Source organism: bacterium (genome assembly GCA_021372515.1).
In the GTDB taxonomy this organism is placed as follows: Bacteria; Gemmatimonadota; Glassbacteria; order GWA2-58-10; family GWA2-58-10; genus JAJFUG01.
In genome coordinates this window covers 1-19,204 of record JAJFUG010000145.1, presented here as the reverse complement: position 1 = coordinate 19,204, position 19,204 = coordinate 1, and the positions used below count along the sequence as shown (strand labels likewise).

Genomic DNA, 19,204 nt, shown 5'->3' with positions numbered 1-19,204 from the left:
ATGGATTACAGGCTCAATGCGTGCCGGTGCTGCCGAACCCGCCCTCGCCGCGGCGGCTCTCCTCCAGGCTCTCCACTCGCAGCGGTGAGGCCGCGACCACGGGCTGGACAAGCATCTGGGCGATCCGCATCCCGCGCTCCACGCTGAACGGTTCGGTCCCCAGGTTCGCCAGGACCACTTTCACCTCGCCCCGGTAGCCCGAGTCGATCACCCCGGCGAAGCAGTGCAGGCCGTGCCGCGCCGCCAGTCCGCTACGGTCCCAGATCAGGCCGACAAAACCCTCCGGGATGGCGAACCGCAGTCCCGTGGGCGCCAGCGCCCGCTCTCCCGGTCCGATCACCAGAGCCTCGGAAGCCCGCAGGTCCAGGCCGGCATCCCCGGGATGGGCATAGCCCGGCTCCTCGAGACCCTCGGCATCCAGCTGGTAGGGAAGCTCACATCTCAAACTCATCTCAGCCGCCTCTCAGCACGGTCTCAGGGAAATGCGGGCTGGCCAGCTCGTAGAACCGGCGCAGCAGCTTGATCGGGGTCCGTCCCGCCGGGAGCTGCACCCCCTCGGCCTCATCGCGCGGCGGGACATAGGCCTGCAGGGCGTAGCGCCGCACTCCGGCCAGCTCGCGGCAGATCTGCTCGATGTCCTGTTCCGTGTGCAGCCCGGGAACAACAGTGGTGCGCAGTTCGTATGGCCCCTCCCAGTCGCGCAGGATGGCGACGCTGCGGGAGATGTTCTCCAGCTCGAGCTGCGGGCTGCCGGTCATCAGGCGGTAGCGCTCCAGCGGGGCCTTATAGTCCATGGCCACCCAGTCCAGCATCGGCAGCAGGGAGGCCAGGCGCTCCGGCGCGGTGCCATTGGTGTCGAGCTTGACCTTGAACCCCAGGTTTTTCAGGCGCAGGATCAGCTCGCGCAGCCGACTGTTCAGAGTCGGCTCGCCGCCGGTCACGGTCACCGAGTCGACCCAGTTCTCCCGGCTGGAGAGAAGTATCTCCTCCAGGCGCTCCCAGCTCAGCCTTTCTTTCTGCGGATGGATCAGCTCCTGGTTGTGGCAGAACACGCAGCGCATGTTGCAACCGGCCAGGAACAGCACCCGGCACAGCCGTCCCGGGTAGTCGATCATGCTCACCCGGCGCAGAAGGGCGTAGACCGGGCTCAGACGGCTGTCATCCTCAGGCTCGTATACTGTCGCGGCACAGGCTCCCATCGACGGCCAAACATTCGTTTCGGCGTTGCCCATCATACACCCGCCGCCTGGAGTGAAAGCGCCTGGTCGAGCACCTCGCGGATCGCGTTGGGGGTTATCACTCCACTCGTGCGGTAATCCGTTTCCAGCGAAAGATAGGTTTCGATCTCGGCCTCTTCCTCGTTCAGGCGGCTCACTTTTTTGCGGCAGCGCAACGGGCTTTGGGACGGCCCGCTTCCACCGCCGTTCAGACTGTAAACGAACAGGCAGGGTACGCGTTGCGGGTTCAGCACCTCGGCCTGGGAAAAGCGGATCAGGCCCTCGACCGTGCCCAGGTCGAGGTACTCCATCTCGAAACCGGCGTAGGTCTCCTCCTGCAACAGCTTGCCCAGGCGGCGCTTGAGCAGGTCGCACTTGTCGCAGCCCTGTTTGCCGAACACCGCGGCCTTCAGAGTTTTCATCACTCACCTCCCTTGGCCGGGCCGGCCGCGCGGATCAGGGCCGAATTGGCGCCGTTCGGCTCGTTGACTGAATAGTTGCCGCGGCGACGGTCGAGCAACTCGCCCTCGCGCTTGGACTTGTTCCAGTTCTCTATCTTCGAGAAATAGCCCACCACGCGGGTTTCGCCGAACGTCTTGTCGCTGCCGCAGGCCGGGCAGATCTGGTGCAGGCCGCGGGTGATCTCGTTGCACTCGGTGCAGTAGGTGAACTCCGGGCTGACCGTGAGCTGCGCGGTCTGGGTCTTGTAGAAAGTCTCGCGCACCAGGCGGTAGATGGTCTGAGGGTCGGGCCGCTCCTCGCCCACGAACGCGTGGGTGATCGCCCCGGACTCGATCATCGAGTGGAATCGCGCCTGCTTGCGGATACGCTCGACCAGGCTCACCGGGGCCTCGGGGGCCAGGTGCACGCTGTTGGTGTAGTAGACCGTATCCTGCTCGATGGAGCCCTTGACTATCTGGGCCGCCTGACGGTTGAAATAGATCAGGTCGCTTTTGGCAAGACGGCGGGCGGCGCTCTCGGCCGGAGTTTCCTCCAGGGTGACTTTCAGGCGGTGCTTCTCGGCCAGTTTCTTGGTCTTCAGGTACATGGCGGCCGTGACCCGCAGCCCCTGCTCCACCGCGGCCTCGTCCTCGTGGAACTCTTTGCCGGTGATAAACTTGATCGCGTCGTTCAGGCCGATCAGGCCGATGATGTAGGTCGACTCGTCCAGGTCCACGTACGGGCAGCCGTCCATGCTCTTCTTGCCGATCTGCCATAGCGGGCGTCCCCGTCCGCTGATCATGCGCTTGATGTTGTCGCGTTTCTGCACGTGGGCTTCCATCGCCAGGTCCATCGTGGACAGGGCTTCCTCGATCAGCCCCTCCACCGTGCGCCTGCCTTCGCCCGCGGCGCGATAGGCTGCCTGCGGCAGGTTGATCGTCACGTTCTGGAAACCGCAGAAACGCATGCTCTCCGGGTGCAGCAACATATAGTTGTCGTTGATCGTGGTGCGCAGGCGGCAGCAGGCGCTCAGGGTCACCTCGTCCCGGTCGAACACGAAATAGGTGCTCCCGTTGCGGCTGGCCAGCTCGCAGGCGTGGTGCAGGATCGCGTTCTGCTCGGGGTCGTTGAACGACTCCTCGTTCACGTGGAAATCGCACTTCGGGAACTCGAACACCTTGCCGTGACGGTCCCCCTCACCGAATACATCCAGCAGCGCCCGGGCGAACTCCTGGGCGGTGCTGCGGTAATCGGCGTAGGTGACCAGGCGCTCGCCGCGAGATTCCAGCTCGGAAGCCACCTGCCTGTCCGGTACGATCACCCCACCGTTGGGGTTGATCGTCTCGCGGAACACCACCCGGCCCTCGTCCTCCTCGCTTTCGTGCAGGACCAGCTCCATCAGCTTGTGTCCGCGGGAGTCGGTGGCCTCCAGCCGCCGCTCCTCCAGGGCCACCCTGGAGCCGTCCGCCCGGCGCAGCATGTAATGCCCGCCCGGCCCGACCGCCGGCACGGCGCACAAGTAGGCCGGCACCCCGCTGTGGATGTTGAAATCGAGGAACAGGGTCTGGCCGCCGCGGCTGAACGCGTTCTGCGAGCCGTTGAACACCAGTTCCTGGGCGATCTGCTTCAGTTGCGTGCGGTCCTTGCCCTCGACCAGCGGGGCGTAGAACACGTTTATGTAGCCGATGCCCAGAGCGCCGGCGTAGTTGGCCTGCATCGAGGCGAGGAACGTGTTCAGGTGGCCGGTTAGCACCGAGGCGCTACGGGCGGGCTTGCTCTCGGTGTTCAGGTTCTCCAGGCCGGTGAGGCCGTATTTCTTGATGTATTCGAGGCTGTGGCTGGAGCAGTAGACCCGGTGCGGGTAGCCCAGGTCGTGCACGTGGATCATCCCGGTGTCGTGGGCGCGCTTGACCTCGGGGCTGTAGACCGTCTCCAGGGCCCACTGCTTGAGCACCAGCTCGGCGATCGACAGGTTGACCGCCTCGGGGTTGTTGTTGACTATGTTGCTGTTCTCGCTGCTCTTGTTGAACATCAGGGTTTCGACATAGTCGCGCGGCACTGCGTAGATGCTCAGGTCCTTGAGCTGCTCGTTGAGCCCCCGGTCGATCAGCTCGTTGTTCACCAGCTCACGGATCAGGGCCGTGTTGACAGTTGCGAACTCGCCGCCGATGACCCGGTTTTCCACCGCCTTGGCCACCGAGTTGGCGATCTCGCTGTTCAGGCCCGTTTCCTGCATCAACTGGCGCACGATCTTGGCGCGGTCCCAGGGATGGACCACCTCGCTGGTGAGGGATTCGACCAGCAGCAGCCCGGCGTCCGTGGGGTCCACCGCCCCGCCGTGGTCGTGGCGCACCCGGATCTTGCGGCGGGCCAGGTCGCGCATCTTGCGGTAGCGCTTGTAAGCCGCCACGATGCTGGAAAGCTTCTCCTCGGCCAGCACGATTTCCACCAGGTCCTGTACATCCTCGATCTCCGGGATGCGCTGGCCCTTTTCGTCCTGGAATACGTAGTACTCGCTGGACGGGTCGTCGAGGTAGAGGATCACCCGCTCGGTCACCTCGGCGAACTTGGCGCTCTCGACGCGGACGCCCTCCTGCCGGGCTACGGCCTCCGCCGCGCGGGCCACCGCCCGCGTGATTTTTTCCGGCTCGAACGGGACAACCGTGCCGTTGCGCTTCTTGAAATACAAAAACGGTACCGATGAGGGCATGAAACCTCCCGCCATGCAGAAGTGTACTAACTGCTAATGTCCTATCCGGCGAGGGAATGAGAATAGATAGTCATTTGCGCGTTAGTCGGATTCCAATTATTTATCGAGCGGCGATTATATTCATATGGCTGGATTTCAAGCATCCTGGCGGTCTCTTGAGTACTTTATGAGCACAGGCTGTCCTCAACGGAATGTCTTTTCCTGTGACGCTTTTTTAAGATATTGTTCGGCGAAGCCTTGTCAAGAGAAAAACACAAGATATTGTTGTTATTTTTTCAAGGCCATACCAAATGTTGTAACTCACATTGATTCTTTGAGTTGGCTTTATTGAACCGTAAATCACGATTCAATGACATTTATTTCTTGACGTAAACGGTGAGGGAAGTTAGAAAAATGTTAGTTTCGGGGAGCGGTTCCGGGCGCCTGAAAAAAATATTTTTACGTTATCCCGACCCCCTGTACCGGGGGAAAAATCTACTGCGGGCCGGTTTTTTTCTGCTGGCAGTTTTTTCCCCCCAGGCTGTCGCACTGGCCGGGCCGAGCGGCCCGGCCAGCCCGCTGGACACCGCGCTGTACGAACCGGCCCTCAAGCAGGCGACTGCCCTGATGCTGAACATGAAGCTCGACAGCGCCGAGGTGCTGGTGGAGCGCTGGACCCGCGCCCATCCCGGACGGCCGGCGGGACCGTTTTTCCGCAGCGCCCTGCTCTCCTGGCGGCTGTTCCTTCTACCCGAGGAGGACGACGACACCGCGCTCAAGCGCGCCTTCGAGGAGGCCAACGACCAGTGCCGCGCCCGCGCCGAGCGTGTGATGAGCCAGCGCGGCGGGGAGCTGGAGGGCACTTCTTATCTGGGGGCGGTCTACGGCCAGCAGGCCCTGCTTGCCCTGATCGACCGCCGCTGGCTGGCCATGGCGCCCCTGGCCAAGAAAGCCTGGCAGTACGTGCAGCGCACCGTGGCTCTCGACCCGCAGTACTACGACAGCTATATGGGCCTGGGCATCTACCTGTACTTCACGGATATCCTGCCCCGGCTGGTCCGGGTGCTGGCCGAGGTCTACGGGTTCGAGGGCGACCGCGCCCGCGGCCTGGCGAGCCTGGAGCTGGCCGCCCAGCGGGGCTACTACTCGCAGGATGCGGCCGGGATCATGCTGCTCAACATCTACTCCGAGACCGAGCCGCCGGATTCGTCGATCGTGGCCCTGGCGCACTCCCTGGCGCAGCGCTACCCCGACAACCCGCTCATCCAGTGGCGCCTGGGTGATATCCTGCTGCGCCACAAGGATTACGCCGAGGCCGAGACCGTTTTCCGCGCCGTTCTGGAGCGGGTGGACTCGGGGACGCCGTTCTACCGCAACCGCATGTTCACCCGCTGGTCCATGCTCTACCGCATCGGAATCTGCCGTGGCAAGCTGGAGCGCCGGGAGGAGGCCCTGGCTGCATTCGAGGAGATAGTATCCGCCGGGCAAATCAAGCCCGAGTGGTTGCCGTCTGCCGCCAACTTCATTGCCGGTGGGCTGTATCTTCAGGCCGGGGACACCCTGCGCGCCCGGGAGCGTCTGCAGACCGTGCGTCGCCTGCCCGACTTCGAGGGCAGCCGCGACCGGGCCGCCGAACTTCTCCACAAGCTCGATAAATAGAATCGTCTCCCTCCTTTGGGTCTCACGGAATGGTTGCGCTGTCCGGCCGATCAAAGCATTTTAACTCTGTACGATTTTATGGGTTAAATGCCTGGGCGACCTTCCGGCCGGCCCGGCTCAGACATCCAACGGGCCTGGCCCGCAAGTCTGGAGTGACTGGTTATGCCACACGGTTTTCCACGGGCTGAGATGACGTTTTCGCGCAACCGGGGAGCCGCCTTTCTGCGGACAGCCCTGCGGACCCTTCTGCTGGGTCTGGGTGTCCTGCTGGCTCTGGTGCTGATCCTGCTGGTGGCGCTGCGTTTCATTTTCCCGCCCGATACACTTAAAGGAATGGTCGAGGAGCGCCTGAGCCGGGCCACCGGACGCACGGTAAGCGTGGAAAGCGCCGGTTTCACTGTGCTGCGCGGCCTGTCGATCAGCGCCTCCGGCATCCGGGTGGGCGAGGACCCGCGCTACGACAGCCCGTATTTCGTGCAGGCCGAGCGTTTCTACCTGCGGCTCAAGCTCCTTCCCCTGCTGGCCCGCCGTATCGAGGTGCGCAGCCTGCTGTTCGTGCGGCCGGAGGTATACCTGGTGCGCGACCGCGGGGGAGTGTTCAATTTCAAGTCCCTGGCCGGGTCGGACACGACCGCGGCAACCGAGCCGGGGGAGAAATCCTCGGGCGCGGGGTTTGCGTTCCTGCTGGCCGCCGCCTCGGTGGAACAGGCGCGGCTACACTACCGCGACCTGAGCGGCGAGACTCCTGTAGTCCTGGATGCCGGGCCGCTGGACCTGCAGCTCAAGCTGGATGAGTCCCGCTCCCGCCAGCGCCTGGCCCTCGAGCTGATCCTGGAGGGTCTGTCCACCCCCGGGGCCTCCTGGGGTGTGGCGGTGCAGCGCAGCCTGCCGCTCAAGCTGAACCTGGGGGCGGATGTCGACCCCTCCAGCGGCACGGTGGCGATCGACCATCTGGAGGCGGAGCTGGCCGGGGTCCTGCTGGAGGGTGGAGGACGGGTGAGCGACTACCGCGCGGCCCTGCCTGAGTGCTCGCTGACCTGGAAAGGCCAGGTCGGCGACCTGGGCCGCGCCGCCACTCTGCTGCCGCCGGGGCTTATCGACTCGCTGGGCTTGCGGATCACCCAGGGCGAGCTGGAGCTGTCGGGCCAGTTGACCATTAACCCCGGCGGACAGGACAGTCTGGACTGGAGCCTGAGCGCCGACATCACCAACGCCAAGGCCGAGCTGGCCGGCCTGTCCCGTCCCCTGGGCGGGATCGACACCCGCCTGACCCTGCGCCGCGGCGAGCTGCGGGTGGAGAAACTGGATGCCACCTTCGGCCTCGACCCGGTCTCGGTAAGCGGACGGGTCGGACTGGGGGGCGCGACCACGCCCTGGGAGGCAAAGCTTAAAACCTCCCTGCGCCTGGATGACCTGCCTGTCCTGGTTCCCGCCCTGGAGGGCTGGACCAGCGAGGGCCAGCTCCAGGCCGACCTGGCCCTGAGCGGAGTGATCGAGAAGCCCGCTGCGCTCAGTGTCTCGGGCCGGGTGAGCGGAAACGACATCTACCTCAGCGGCCCGTCCCTGCCCCAGCGGATCGGCATCCCGACCCTGAGCGCCGAATTCGCCGGGCAGGACATCCCGAGCCTGGAGGCGAGGGTGCGCGCCGGGGAGAGCGATCTTACCCTGAAAGCCAGCCTGAGCGGTTTTCCGGCCCTGTGGGACGAGAAAGCCTCCGCCGGGCCGCTCTGGACAGCCGAGTTCAGCGGACCGATGCTCAACATATTCGATTTCGTGGCCTCCGACAGCCTGGCATCGGCGGAAAAAGAGAAAGCCAGACCTGAGGGCTCGGCCTGGGTCCTGCCCCTGGCCCTGTCCCACGGCTCCGGCGCCGCCCGTCTGGACCGTCTGGTGCTTTCCCGTTATTTCGACCTGCAGAACGCCGCCCTGGCATTCAGCGTGCGCGACAGCCTGATCGAGCTGCAGAACCTGAGCGCCGAGCTGTACGGCGGACGGGTCGAGGGCCGGGGCAGCCTGGGCCTGGGGACGGACGGCGTGCCGAGGTTCGAGGTGCAGGTGGACGCCCTGAGCCTCGTCGCCGGGCAGGCCGTTTCACCCCTGGCCTCGATCGGCAAGTACATGAGCGGCAGGATCGACACCCGGATCAAGCTGAGCGGCAAGGGCCTGGATACGGAAAAAATCCTGAGCAGCCTGAGCGGTGCGGGCGAGTATATGTTGAGTGACGGGACAGTCTCGGGCTGGCCGTTCCTGGGAAGCCTGGCCGCTTTCAGCGGCATGGGCGAGCTGGACAGCCTGCCGTTTAAGCAGTGGGGCGGCAAGCTGGTGTTCGAGAACGGGCGGGTGCACACGGATAACCTCAGCCTCAGCACCTCGGCCGGTGACTGGAGCGCCAACGGCTCGTTCGGGTTCGACGGCAGCCTGGATTATGCGCTCCGGCTGCACCTGAACGAGTCCCTGAGCACCAAGTACCGGGCCAAGCTGCCGGGCGAGATCGCCTCCTTGCTCTCGGATTCCGACCGCCGTATCGAGCTGGGTTTCAAAATTTCGGGCAGCGCGGACAAGCCCAAGTTCAAGTGGGATTCCGCCCCGGTCAGGCAGCGGGTCCAGGAGAAAGTCCAGGACGCCCTGGGCCGCCAGATCGACAAGTTGTTCTCCGGCTCGTCGAAAAAGGCCTCCGCCGACAGCGCGGCCCCGGCCGACAGCGCGACACCTAAACAAAAAGATGCCCTGAAAAAAGGCGCCCAGCAGCTCATCAACAACCTGTTCAAGAAAAAAAAGAGCGCTGACAGCACCCCTACACCCTGAGCCGGGAGAGAGACAGAGTGCGCCCGGGGCGGGCCTGATTCGCCGTGGCGCGCCTGGCAGGGTGAGGGCGGTGCGGAAAATTTAACTCTTTACAAAATCAACAGCTGAGCTATCTTTAGCTGGTGATTTTGTTCCTGCGGCAAGCATTATGGCAGACAGTCCCCCGCTGTTTCACGCCAGGTGAAAGAAATAAATTCGGCATATCCGTCGTACCTTTCCCGCCAGGTGAGGTGGTGGAGCGAGTCGGTCCGGACCAGGCGAGGCCCGGGGCGGTCGGCGGGTTGGTACAGAGGAGAACTGGGGCGGTAGATGCACGATTTCGAGATGACCAAGGAAAGCATGATTCGCGAGCTGGTCGAGTTGCGTCGCTTGAAATCCTCCCTCGAAAAGGACCTTACCCGGGCGAGCCTTCTGGAAGAATCCCTGCTGGAGAGCGAGTCGCGCTACCGGGGCCTGATCGAGAACATGCCCATTGTCTGTTACTCTTTCGACCGGGAGGGGCGGGTGCTGGCCTGGAACTGGGCCGCCGAGGATGTCTACGGCTACCGCAAGGACCAGGCGCTCGGTCGTCTTATTTACGACCTGATCGCCACCGCGGCCACCCGGGAAGCCACGGAAAAGGTGGTGGACGGTGTGTTCCAGGGCGAAAGCTATGTCGGCCTGAAATGGAACGACCGCAACCGCGAGGGTGTGCCGGGCTGGCGGGTGGGCAACGCTTTCCCGATCCTGCGCGGCAACGGCGAGGTGGAGGCCGGGGTCAGCCTGGTGATCGATATCACCGCCCAGGAGCAGGCCGCCGAATCCCTTCGCCGCAGCGAGGAAAAGTACCGCGACCTGGTCGAGCACTCCGGCAGCCTGATCATGCGGGTGGACACCGCGGGCCGGATCACCTTTTTCAACGAGTTCGCCCAGCGCTTTTTCGGCTGGAGCGAGCAGGAGATACTGGGACGTCACCTGCTGGGGACCATCGTCCCGCTGCTCGATTCCACGGGCGCGGACACCCGTTCGGCCCTGGAGGACCGTCTGGCCCGCCCCGAGCGCTACGCGGTGCACGAGTGCGAGAACGTTACGCGAGGCGGAGAACGGGTCTGGGTGCTCTGGACCCGCAAGGCCGTGTTGGATGACTCCGGCCGCGTGTCGCACATTTTCGAGGTGGGCCAGGATATCACCCAGCGCCGCAAGGCCGAGGAGCAGTTGCGCAAGCTCTCCTATGCCGTAGAGCAGAGCCCCAGCGTGATCGTGGTCACCGACCTGGACGGGTGCATCGAGTACGTGAACCCCAAGTTTACCGAGATGACCGGCTACAGCCCCGAGGAGGTCGTGGGCAAGGCCCCCCGCATCCTCAAATCCGGCGACCACCCGAGCGATTTCTACCGCCGGCTCTGGCTGCAGATCAGCTCGGGACAGATCTGGCGCGGCGAGTTCCACAACCGCCGTAAGGACGGCGAGCTGTACTGGGAGTCGGCCTCCATCTCGCCGGTGATCAACGAGCGCGGCGAGATCACCCACTACATCAAGGTGGCCGAGGACCGCACCCAGATCCGCCAACTCGAGGAACAGCTCCAGTTGCGCCAGCGCATGGATTCGCTCGGCACCCTGGCTGGCGGGATCGCCCACGATTTCAACAACCTGCTCACCGGCATCCTGGGCAACCTCAGCCTGATGGAGATGGACCAGGACGATCTGAGCGGCCGTCAGCGCGAGTACCTCCAGGAGGCCGAGCGCTCCTGCCAGCGCGCCTCCGACCTGATCCGCCAGTTCCAGAGCCTGACCCGCAGCGCCGCCTCGCGCGCCGAGCGCACGGATGTCTACGATATCGCGGTGGAGGTGTTCAAGCTGCTGGGCGAGACCACCGACCGCATGATCGAGAAACGGATCGGTTTCGGGCCGGGCCTGTTCTTCGTGATGGTCGACCCCTCGGAACTGCACCAGGTGCTGCTCAACCTGGGCACCAATTCCGTGCAGGCCGTGGTCGAGCGCGGGGTGCGCCAGGGGGACTACATCGCCCTGCTGGCCTCGGGCTACACCAGTCTGGGCCATGAGGACCCCACCGGCCTGCCCGGGGGACGCTACGTGCAACTGGTTTTCTGCGACACCGGGGTGGGTATGTCCGACGAGGTCAAACGCCGGGCCTTCGAGCCGCTGTTCACCACCCGCGGCAAGGAGAAAAGGGGCCAGGGGCTGGGCCTTTCGATGGTCTACAACATCATCTGCAACAAGAGCAACGGCTTCATCGAGATCGACTCGGTGCCGGGACGCGGGACCGCGATCAACATCTACCTGCCCGAGGTGGCGTCCGGACCGACCCGGCCGGTCACCCCGGTTTCAGCCACGGTCAGGGGCGGCAGCGAGACTGTCCTGGTGGTGGAGGATGAGGAACTGGTGCGCAACCTGGCCTGCCGTATCCTCGAAAGCTACGGCTACCGGGTGCTGAGCGCCTCCGACGGCCAGGAGGGGCTGGAGGTGTTCGCCCGCGAGCTGGACAACATCGGCGTGGTGGTGCTCGACCTGACCATGCCCCGCATGAGCGGCACCATGACCTTTGCCCGGCTGGAGCAGATACAGCCCGAGGTGCGGGTCATAATCTGCACCGGACACAGCGATGAGGACGCCCGCCGGGGAATCCTCACCCGGGCGAAAGCTTTCCTGACCAAGCCCTACCAGGCCGAGGAACTGGCCCGTGCCGTGCGCAAGGTGCTGGATGAGGCCCCGGCCGGGGTGAATTGACACGCAGGTGGAACCCCGCGTTGCGCTTGCGCTCAGGAACGATTATGATTAACCTCGTAAGCTTCGGGGTGGGGGAGTTGCGGGTGTAGGTTTTTCTTCCCCCTTTTCAAAAGGGGGATCGAGGGGGATTGATTTGGCCGCCGGAATCACGGATGCCAAGGATAGATGAGAATTTCAGGTGGTTTGGATTTCTTGATGCAGAGGTGCGGCAGGCCATGCCCGTGTGACAGAGTTTTCAAACGGCGGACCGAATATTCATTGGCAAACGGCAGCAAGGGAGGGATTGTGAATGCGGATGGTATTACTGGTCGACAACGGTGTGATCCGGGATGACTCGCAAGAGCAGGGCGACATCATGGTTTATGTCGCTCCGGACAACCATGAGAAGCGTTATCTCACAGAAAAGCTGCGGCTGGATTCTTACGACATCGAATCGGCGCTCGACCCGGACGAGGTCTCGCGCATTGAGTTAGCCCAGGAACGTGTCTCAATCATCTGGAAGCAGCCGAAAAGCGCGACAATCGATGAGCAGTTCCAACTTGAAGTCTCATCCATGGGCCTGTTCCTGCAGGACGAGCATCTGATAATAGTCATGAGTGAAGGCTCAGTCCCGTTTTCAGCCAAGGAGTTCCAGCGGGTATCCTCGCTGACGGATTTTCTGCTGCGTTATCTTCTGCACACGGTCCGTCACTATGTCGGGCATCTTAAGGTGATCAAGCAGCTCAGCGGCACCCTGGAGTCGAAGATAACCTCCTCCATGGAGAACCAGTACCTGCTGCAGATGTTCGCGCTCAGCGAGAGCCTTGTGTACTACCTTGACGCGATCGAGGCCAACGGCGCGGTGCTGGCCAAGCTCAGGAACATGGCGGACAGACTCGCTTTGCGCAGGGAACAGGTCGATTTCCTGGACGACGTGCTGCTGGAGAACCAGCAGTGCGCCCGTCAGGCAAATATATACAGCACGATCCTTTCGGGCCTGATGGACGCCCGCGGGACTATTGTCAACAACAACATGAACGTCCTGCTCAAGAACTTGACCCTGATCAACATCGTGTTCCTGCCGCTCAACCTGGTGGCGAGCATCCTCGGGATGTCGGAGTTCACCGTGATGACCGGGAACATGGACTGGAGGGTTTCGTACTCCCTTTTCACGCTTGGCATGGTGCTGTTCGGCTGGCTGACTTGGCTGCTGGTGGTGCGGATAATCGAGCGCTACCCGGACGGCCAGACGCGCAAGTCGATACATAAGGCCTGAGTGAGAGAGTCACGGATGGCCCGTATAAAGGTGCGGGAGACTGTACCCGCGTAAAAGACAACACAACCAAAGGCAGACCGATGTTCCGTTTCCTCACCGCTGGCGAAAGCCACGGCCAGTGCCTGAACACCATAATCGACGATTTCCCGGCCGGAGTGAATCTTACCGCCGCCCAGATCGACCGCGACCTGGCCCGCCGTCAACTGGGCTACGGGCGCGGCGACCGGATGAAAATCGAGAGCGACCGCTGCCAAATCGTGGCCGGTGTGCGCGGACAGCTCACCCTGGGCAGCCCGATCGCGCTTCTCATCTGGAACCGCGACTGGGTCAACTGGGAACGGGTGATGAACCCGGACGAGAACGACCCGGAGCTGGTGGCGTCGAAACTTGTCACCAACCCGCGGCCCGGCCACGCCGACCTGACCGGGGCGCTCAAGTACGCGCATTCGGATGTGCGTAACGTGCTGGAGCGCGCCAGCGCCCGCGAGACCACCTCGCGCGTGGCCGTGGGGGCGGTGGCCAAGGCCCTGCTCACGCATTTCGACATCCATGTCTGCTCGCACGTGATCGCCCTGGGCGAGGTGTCGGCCCCCGGCTGGAGCTTCGACTGTGGGATCGACCCGGCGGCGATCAGCGAGCTGGCCGACCGCAGCGATGTGCGCTGCCTGGACCCGGAGGCGACCAAAGCTATCATCGAGCGGATCGCCCGGGCCAAGGAAGAGAAAGACACCCTGGGCGGCATCTTCGAGGTGGTGGTCACCGGGCTTCCACCGGGGCTCGGCAGCTACACCCAGTGGGACCGCCGCCTGGACTCGCGCCTGGTGCGGGCCCTGGTCTCGATCCCGGCGGTCAAGGGGGCCGAGGTGGGCAGCGCGTTCGACAACTGCCGCCGTCCGGGAAGCACGGTGCACGATGAGATATTCCTGCGCGAGCCGGGCCAGACTGTACCCGGACGGCCGAATCATATCGGCCGCTACTGGCGCAAGACCAACCGCGCCGGGGGCGCCGAGGGCGGGATGTCCAACGGTGAGCCGATAATCCTGCACGCGGCCAAGAAACCCATCCCCACGGTGATGAAGCCACTCTGGACCGTGGACCTGGCCACAGGCAAGCCTGTGCAGGCCTCCACCGAGCGCAGCGATGTCTGCGCCCTGCCGGCGGCCAGTGTGGTGGGTGAGGCGGTGGTGGCCATCGAGCTGGCCACGGTTTTCCTCGAGACGTTCGGCGGGGCGAACCTACTTGACATCGAGGCCAACTACCGCAATTATCTAAAAAGAATCTCATGACTCAGCCGCAGAGACTATTTTTCGGTAAGCCGAGCCTGAGCCTGACCGGTTTCATGTTCTCGGGCAAGAGCAGTGTGGGACGGGCGCTGGCGCGCAAGCTGGGCCTGGAGTTCGTCGACCTGGACACGCAGATAGTCGCGCGTGCGGGCAAGAAAATCGAGCGGATTTTCCGGGAGGACGGCGAGGCGGCGTTCCGGGCCATCGAGCGCCAGGTGGTGCGCGAGGTGCTGCCCGTGCCGGGCCAGATCGTGGCCGCGGGCGGCGGTGCGGTGATCGACGACGAGAACCGCGGCCTGATGCGCAGACACAGTTGCGTGGTCTGGCTCAAAATCAGTCCCGAGACCGTGCTGGACCGGCTGCGTTCCAGCCGGGGGCGGGTGCGGCCCCTGCTCAAGGTCGAGGATCCGGAGGCCGAGATTCGCCGCCTGTTGGAGGAACGCAGCCGGTACTACGAGCAGTGCGACCTGGCCGTGGATACGGATGGCCTGGGAGTGCGGGCGGTGGCGCGACGGTTGATCGCCGCCCTGGAGCGACAGTCGGGGAGCAGCCGACCGGATGGGATATCCGGGGTGGACCCGACAGTGGATACAGATAACGGCCACGGAGGATGTGAGTGCAGGGTAACGTAGAAGAGATCATCACCTACATGAACAGCCGCTTCCGCACCTACGAGGTGTTCGAGCGCCAGTTGCGCACGATAACCCGCGAGCTGATGGAACGCGGCTACACCCTGGATGAGATAGTCAAAGGGATCAACGCCTACCTTCTGCAGCTCGAGCCGCAGAGCACCGATTCGCGCCAGCGCGAGAAAAACCTGTCGCGCGCCCGCTCTTTCCGGGTGCTGGATGAGTCCGAGGCCCGGCGTATCGGGCCGGGGGCGCAGGGCTATCTCTGGCTGATGCGCGAGATGGGCATGCTCAGTCCCCAGGAGTGCGAGGAGATAATCGCCTACATCCTGGAGAACGAGCTGGAGGTGGAGAGCGGCGAGCAGCTTCAGGGGGTGATGATGGACCTGATCCTGGACCAGGACGCCACACGGGAGGGCCTGGCCGAGGCGGATGATTTCAGCGGTTTCGAGACTTTCGAGGACCAGAGCCTGCGTCCGCTGCAGCGGCGCCGCCTCAATTGAACCCCTGTCCCGGTCCGCGCCTCACCGGGTGCGGACCGGGTTGAATAGAGCACTGCCGGACGCTCGGAGTGAGGGCGAAGCCGGCAGTTTTTGTTGAGCGCTACGGGCCTCAGTCGCCGGTCGGACCGGGCGGGTGGAACCTTGTGCGGGTGCGCGCCGGTGGTTTTCAAGTTGAGTCACGGGAGATAAGGATGTCGAAGAACCTGGTCATAGTCGAGTCGCCAGCCAAGGCGCGCACCCTGGGCAAGTACCTGGGGGATGGATTCGAGGTGCGCGCGTCGATGGGCCACGTGATCGACCTGCCGGAAAAGAAGCTGGGAGTGGACCTGGACAATGATTTCCAGCCCACTTACCAGGTGATCCCCGGCAAGAACAAAGTCATAAACGAACTCAAGCGCGCCGCCGGCTCGGCCGGCGAGATATTCCTCGCCCCTGATCCGGACCGCGAGGGCGAGGCCATCGCCTGGCACCTGGCCGGCATCCTGGGACGCGACAGCGCGCGGGTGCACCGGGTGATGTTCAACGAGATCACCAAGAGCGCCGTTCTGGCCGCCATGCAGCACCCGACCACGCTCAACCAGAGCCTGTTCGAGGCCCAGCAGGCCCGCCGCATCCTCGACCGCCTGGTGGGCTACCAGATCAGCCCGCTGCTCTGGAAAACCGTGCGGCGCGGGCTTTCGGCCGGGCGCGTGCAGTCGGTGGCCGTGCGGATGGTCTGCGAGCGCGAGCGCGAGATACAGGAATACATCCAGAAAGAGTACTGGAGCATCGAGGCCCTGCTGGCCACCGAGCTGAAAGAGCGTTTCGAGGCCCGGTTGTACTCGGTGGACGGTCTGCGGCTGGTCACCCGGCCCGACGCGGAGGCCGAGCGCAAGGACCGTTTCTGGGTGCGGGACGCCGATACGGCGGGTGCGCTGGCCGCCGAGCTGCGCTCAATCGCCAGCTACACGGTGCGCCAGGTGGAGCGCAAGGAGAAGCGCCGCAGCGCGGCGCCGCCTTTCATCACCAGCACCATGCAGCGCGAGGCTGCGGTCACTTTCGGCTGGCCGGCCAAGAAAACGATGCAGGTGGCCCAGACCCTTTACGAGGGCGTGGACCTGGGCGCCGAGGGCACGGTGGGGCTCATCACCTACATGCGAACCGACTCCACCCGCCTGGCCGAGACCGCCATCGAGGAGGCACGCGCCCTGATCGCCAAGGAGTTCGGCGAGCAGTACGTGCCCGAAAAGCCGATCCATTACGTGAGCAAGAAAGGCAACGTGCAGGACGCCCACGAGGCTATCCGCGCCACCTCCGCTTTCCGCCGCCCCGAGCAGGTGCGCCGCCACCTCACCCCCGACCAGAACAAGCTCTACACCCTGGTCTGGTCGCGCTTTGTCGCCTGCCAGATGAAAGCCGCGGTCTACGACCAGACCACAGTGGACATCGAGGCCGGGCCGCGCTTTGTCCTGCGCGCCGTGGGCAGCATTATGCGCTTCGCCGGGTTCACCCGGGTCTACCACGAGAGCCTGGAGAAAACCCAGTCCAAAAACGGCAACAGCGACGGGTCCGAGCCGGAGAACGATGAGGACCGTCTCCTGCCGCCGCTCGAGGAGGGCCAGAAAGTGGCGCCTCTCGATGTTACCCCGAACCAGCATTTCACCCAGCCGCCGCCGCGCTACACGGAAAGCTCGCTCATCCGTGAGCTGGAGGCCAACGGCATCGGACGGCCCTCGACCTATGCCACGATCATGAGCACGATCCTGGACAAGGGCTACGTGGAGCGGCTCAAGGGGGCGCTCAAGCCCACCGAGCTGGGCTTTACGGTCAACAGCCTGCTGGTGGAGAAATTCCCCGAGATCCTGAACGTCAAGTTCACCGCCCGGATGGAGGGTCGTCTGGACGAGGTGGAGGAGGGGCAGCAGGACTGGCACGTCGTGCTGCACGAGTTCTACGACAGTTTCAAGCCGGCCCTGGAAACGGCCCTGGCCAACCGTCAGAAAGTCACTGTCTCCACGGAGATCGCCTGCGAGCAGTGCGGCGCGCCGATGGTGATCCGCTGGAGCCGCCACGGCGAGTTCCTGGGCTGCTCCAATTTCCCGCAGTGCAAGAACACGCGCCAGTTCAAGCGCGATGAGCGCGGCGGCCTCCAGATCGTGACCGAGCAGGTGACCGGCGAGACATGCAGCAAGTGCGGCAGCCCGATGGCCCGCAAGAACGGTCCCTACGGGCCGTTCCTGGCCTGCACCAACTACCCGGCGTGCAGCGAGATCCGTCCTGTCACCACCGGGATCGCCTGCCCGCGCGAGGGCTGCAAGGGTGAGCTGAGCGAGCGCCGCTCCCGCCGCGGCAAGACTTTCTGGGGCTGTACGGCCTACCCGGCCTGCGACTACGCCTCCTGGGACCGCCCGATCGACACGGTCTGCCCCACCTGCGGGGCGCGCCCGCTGTTCGAGAAGACCGGCCGCCGCATGCACTACATCTACTGCGAGGCCTGCAAGGGTAAGTTTAGCGAGGAGCAGCTGGCCCACGCCGCCGGCTCCCCGTCTGGAGAGGGCGGGCCCAAGGGTTGAGCTGGCTTATTTGGATGTATGGGCGGCCCCCTGTGGCCGCCCGAAACCGGAACGGCAGGCACAGGGGCCTGCCGCTACATCGCGCGGGTTAGTGCGGAGAATCCGGCCACGCCGGCGCTCCCTTGACAATCGCGGTCAGAGACCGTTTATTTACTTAAAAGCTTGGCGTTACCAGCCGACCGGAGAAGCCGGCCGGATTCCGCAACCCGGGGCAGCGACGTGGAACAGCAGGTCAAGGAATTCATCCGTCATCTGAGCCTCCGGCGCAAGTACTCGGCGCACACGGTTGACGCTTACGGGCGCGACCTCGCCGAGTTTTGCGCTTTTGTGCGTGAGTACACCGGCACGGCGGAGCCCGACCCGGCCGGGATCGACCGGACCACGGTGCGCGCCTGGCTGGCCAGACTGGCGCGTCTGGAACGTGCCCGGACCACGATCAACCGCAAGCTGGCCGCGGTGCGCGGGTTCATGGCCTGGCTGCTGCGTTCCGGCCAGACAGGCGCCAACCCGGCTGCGGCGGTGACCTCGCTCAAGACCGAGAAACGTCACCCGCAGTACCTGACCGAGGGCCAGGCCGACCAGTTACTGGAGGTGTTCGGTGACGGCAGCCTGAGGAGCCTGTGCGCCCAGGCCATGCTGGAGCTGTTCTATTCCTCGGGCCTGCGCTTGAGCGAGCTGGTCAGCCTGAACCTGGGCCAGATGGACTTTTCCCGGCTCACGGTGCGCGTGCTGGGTAAGGGTTCGAAAGAAAGGATCGTGCCGTTCGGGAGCGTGGCGGCCGAGGCGATCCAGGCCTACCTGGCCGAGCGGCGCAAGAGCGAGGGCCGTCTGGGTCCCGAGTCGCCTCTGTTCCTGGGCCCTCGCGGCGGACGGGTCAACCGGCGCTTCATCGAGCGCCTGGTGGGCCAGGCCTGCGCCCTGGCCGGCGACTCGCGCCGCTTGGGGCCGCACGCCCTGCGCCACAGTTTCGCCACGCACCTGCTCGACCGCGGGGCGGACCTGGTGGCGATCTCCGAGATGTTGGGCCACAGCAGCCTGTCCACCACCCAGAAATACACCCACCTCACTGTCGAGCGCCTCAAGAAAGTCTACCGCCAGGCTCACCCGCGCAGCGGCGAATAATCACCTGAACCCCCTCCTGCCAACGGTCCTGGTCCCGGGACGCCTGTTTACAACAGGCCGAACGGCTCTCCCGGTCCTTTCCGTGATTGTCGTGATAATGATCATTGTGGCCACCATTGAAAGAACACCCGGCGAGGCCGAAACGTTCGCGGAATTTTGCCGGAGCGCAGGAAGTGTTTTTGCGGAGAAGATAATTTTCTGACAGCGTTACACTCGGAAGTATATTGAAAATAAGCCTGAAAAGTTGTATCTTAATTTTTTCCCAAGTATTTCAAACGGCTTTTACGGACGGTGAAATGATCGACAGCGGAAATAATTCGAC

13 protein-coding genes are annotated in these 19,204 nt (G+C 64.1%); 9 read left to right on the top strand and 4 right to left on the bottom strand.

Going from position 1 to position 19,204, the window contains the following annotated elements; translation table 11 throughout:
- Nucleotides 1-13: 13 nt before the first annotated feature.
- The 4 genes from dut to LLH00_13725 are packed head-to-tail and all read right to left on the bottom strand — an operon-like array spanning nucleotide 14 to nucleotide 4,368.
- Complete coding sequence (gene dut / locus LLH00_13740; protein ID MCE5272335.1) at nucleotides 14-451, bottom strand: dUTP diphosphatase; 438 nt, start codon at nucleotides 449-451, stop codon at nucleotides 14-16.
- 1 nt (nucleotide 452) lies between these two features.
- The gene (locus LLH00_13735; GenBank protein ID MCE5272334.1) at nucleotides 453-1,235 is read right to left on the bottom strand and encodes an anaerobic ribonucleoside-triphosphate reductase activating protein; all 783 of its coding nucleotides are present in this window, start codon (nucleotides 1,233-1,235) and stop codon (nucleotides 453-455) included.
- Complete coding sequence (locus LLH00_13730; GenBank protein ID MCE5272333.1) at nucleotides 1,232-1,639, bottom strand: hypothetical protein; 408 nt, start codon at nucleotides 1,637-1,639, stop codon at nucleotides 1,232-1,234. The genes LLH00_13735 and LLH00_13730 overlap by 4 nt, the downstream gene beginning before the upstream one ends.
- The gene (locus tag LLH00_13725) at nucleotides 1,639-4,368 is read right to left on the bottom strand and encodes an anaerobic ribonucleoside-triphosphate reductase (protein ID MCE5272332.1); all 2,730 of its coding nucleotides are present in this window, start codon (nucleotides 4,366-4,368) and stop codon (nucleotides 1,639-1,641) included. Before LLH00_13725 ends, LLH00_13730 begins: the two co-directional genes overlap by 1 nt.
- A 393-nt stretch (nucleotides 4,369-4,761) precedes the next feature.
- Between LLH00_13725 and LLH00_13720 the strand changes: the two genes are divergently transcribed.
- From LLH00_13720 to LLH00_13680, 9 genes are all read left to right on the top strand, one after another.
- The gene (locus LLH00_13720) at nucleotides 4,762-6,006 is read left to right on the top strand and encodes a hypothetical protein (protein ID MCE5272331.1); all 1,245 of its coding nucleotides are present in this window, start codon (nucleotides 4,762-4,764) and stop codon (nucleotides 6,004-6,006) included.
- Between the two features lie 189 nt (nucleotides 6,007-6,195).
- Nucleotides 6,196-8,811: an AsmA family protein gene (locus tag LLH00_13715; protein MCE5272330.1), complete on the top strand. Its 2,616-nt coding sequence runs from the start codon at nucleotides 6,196-6,198 to the stop codon at nucleotides 8,809-8,811.
- Between the two features lie 309 nt (nucleotides 8,812-9,120).
- Nucleotides 9,121-11,538: a PAS domain S-box protein gene (locus LLH00_13710; protein ID MCE5272329.1), complete on the top strand. Its 2,418-nt coding sequence runs from the start codon at nucleotides 9,121-9,123 to the stop codon at nucleotides 11,536-11,538.
- 289 nt (nucleotides 11,539-11,827) lie between these two features.
- Nucleotides 11,828-12,793 (top strand): magnesium transporter CorA family protein, encoded by a 966-nt coding sequence (locus tag LLH00_13705; protein ID MCE5272328.1) that lies wholly within the window; start codon nucleotides 11,828-11,830, stop codon nucleotides 12,791-12,793.
- 80 nt (nucleotides 12,794-12,873) lie between these two features.
- Entirely contained in the window at nucleotides 12,874-14,079 is a 1,206-nt protein-coding gene (gene aroC, locus LLH00_13700; GenBank protein ID MCE5272327.1) for a chorismate synthase, read from the top strand.
- Nucleotides 14,076-14,708, top strand: a complete 633-nt coding sequence (locus tag LLH00_13695) for a shikimate kinase (GenBank protein MCE5272326.1) — start codon at nucleotides 14,076-14,078, stop codon at nucleotides 14,706-14,708. Before aroC ends, LLH00_13695 begins: the two co-directional genes overlap by 4 nt.
- Nucleotides 14,693-15,208 carry a DUF494 domain-containing protein gene (locus tag LLH00_13690; protein MCE5272325.1) on the top strand — a complete coding sequence of 172 codons (516 nt, stop codon included), beginning with the start codon at nucleotides 14,693-14,695 and terminating at the stop codon, nucleotides 15,206-15,208. The genes LLH00_13695 and LLH00_13690 overlap by 16 nt, the downstream gene beginning before the upstream one ends.
- Before the next feature lie 191 nt (nucleotides 15,209-15,399).
- Nucleotides 15,400-17,760 carry a type I DNA topoisomerase gene (gene topA / locus LLH00_13685; protein MCE5272324.1) on the top strand — a complete coding sequence of 787 codons (2,361 nt, stop codon included), beginning with the start codon at nucleotides 15,400-15,402 and terminating at the stop codon, nucleotides 17,758-17,760.
- A gap of 219 nt (nucleotides 17,761-17,979) precedes the next feature.
- A complete protein-coding gene (locus LLH00_13680; protein ID MCE5272323.1) occupies nucleotides 17,980-18,882 on the top strand; it encodes a tyrosine recombinase XerC in 903 nt (300 codons plus the stop codon).
- The last annotated feature ends 322 nt before the right edge of the window (nucleotides 18,883-19,204 follow it).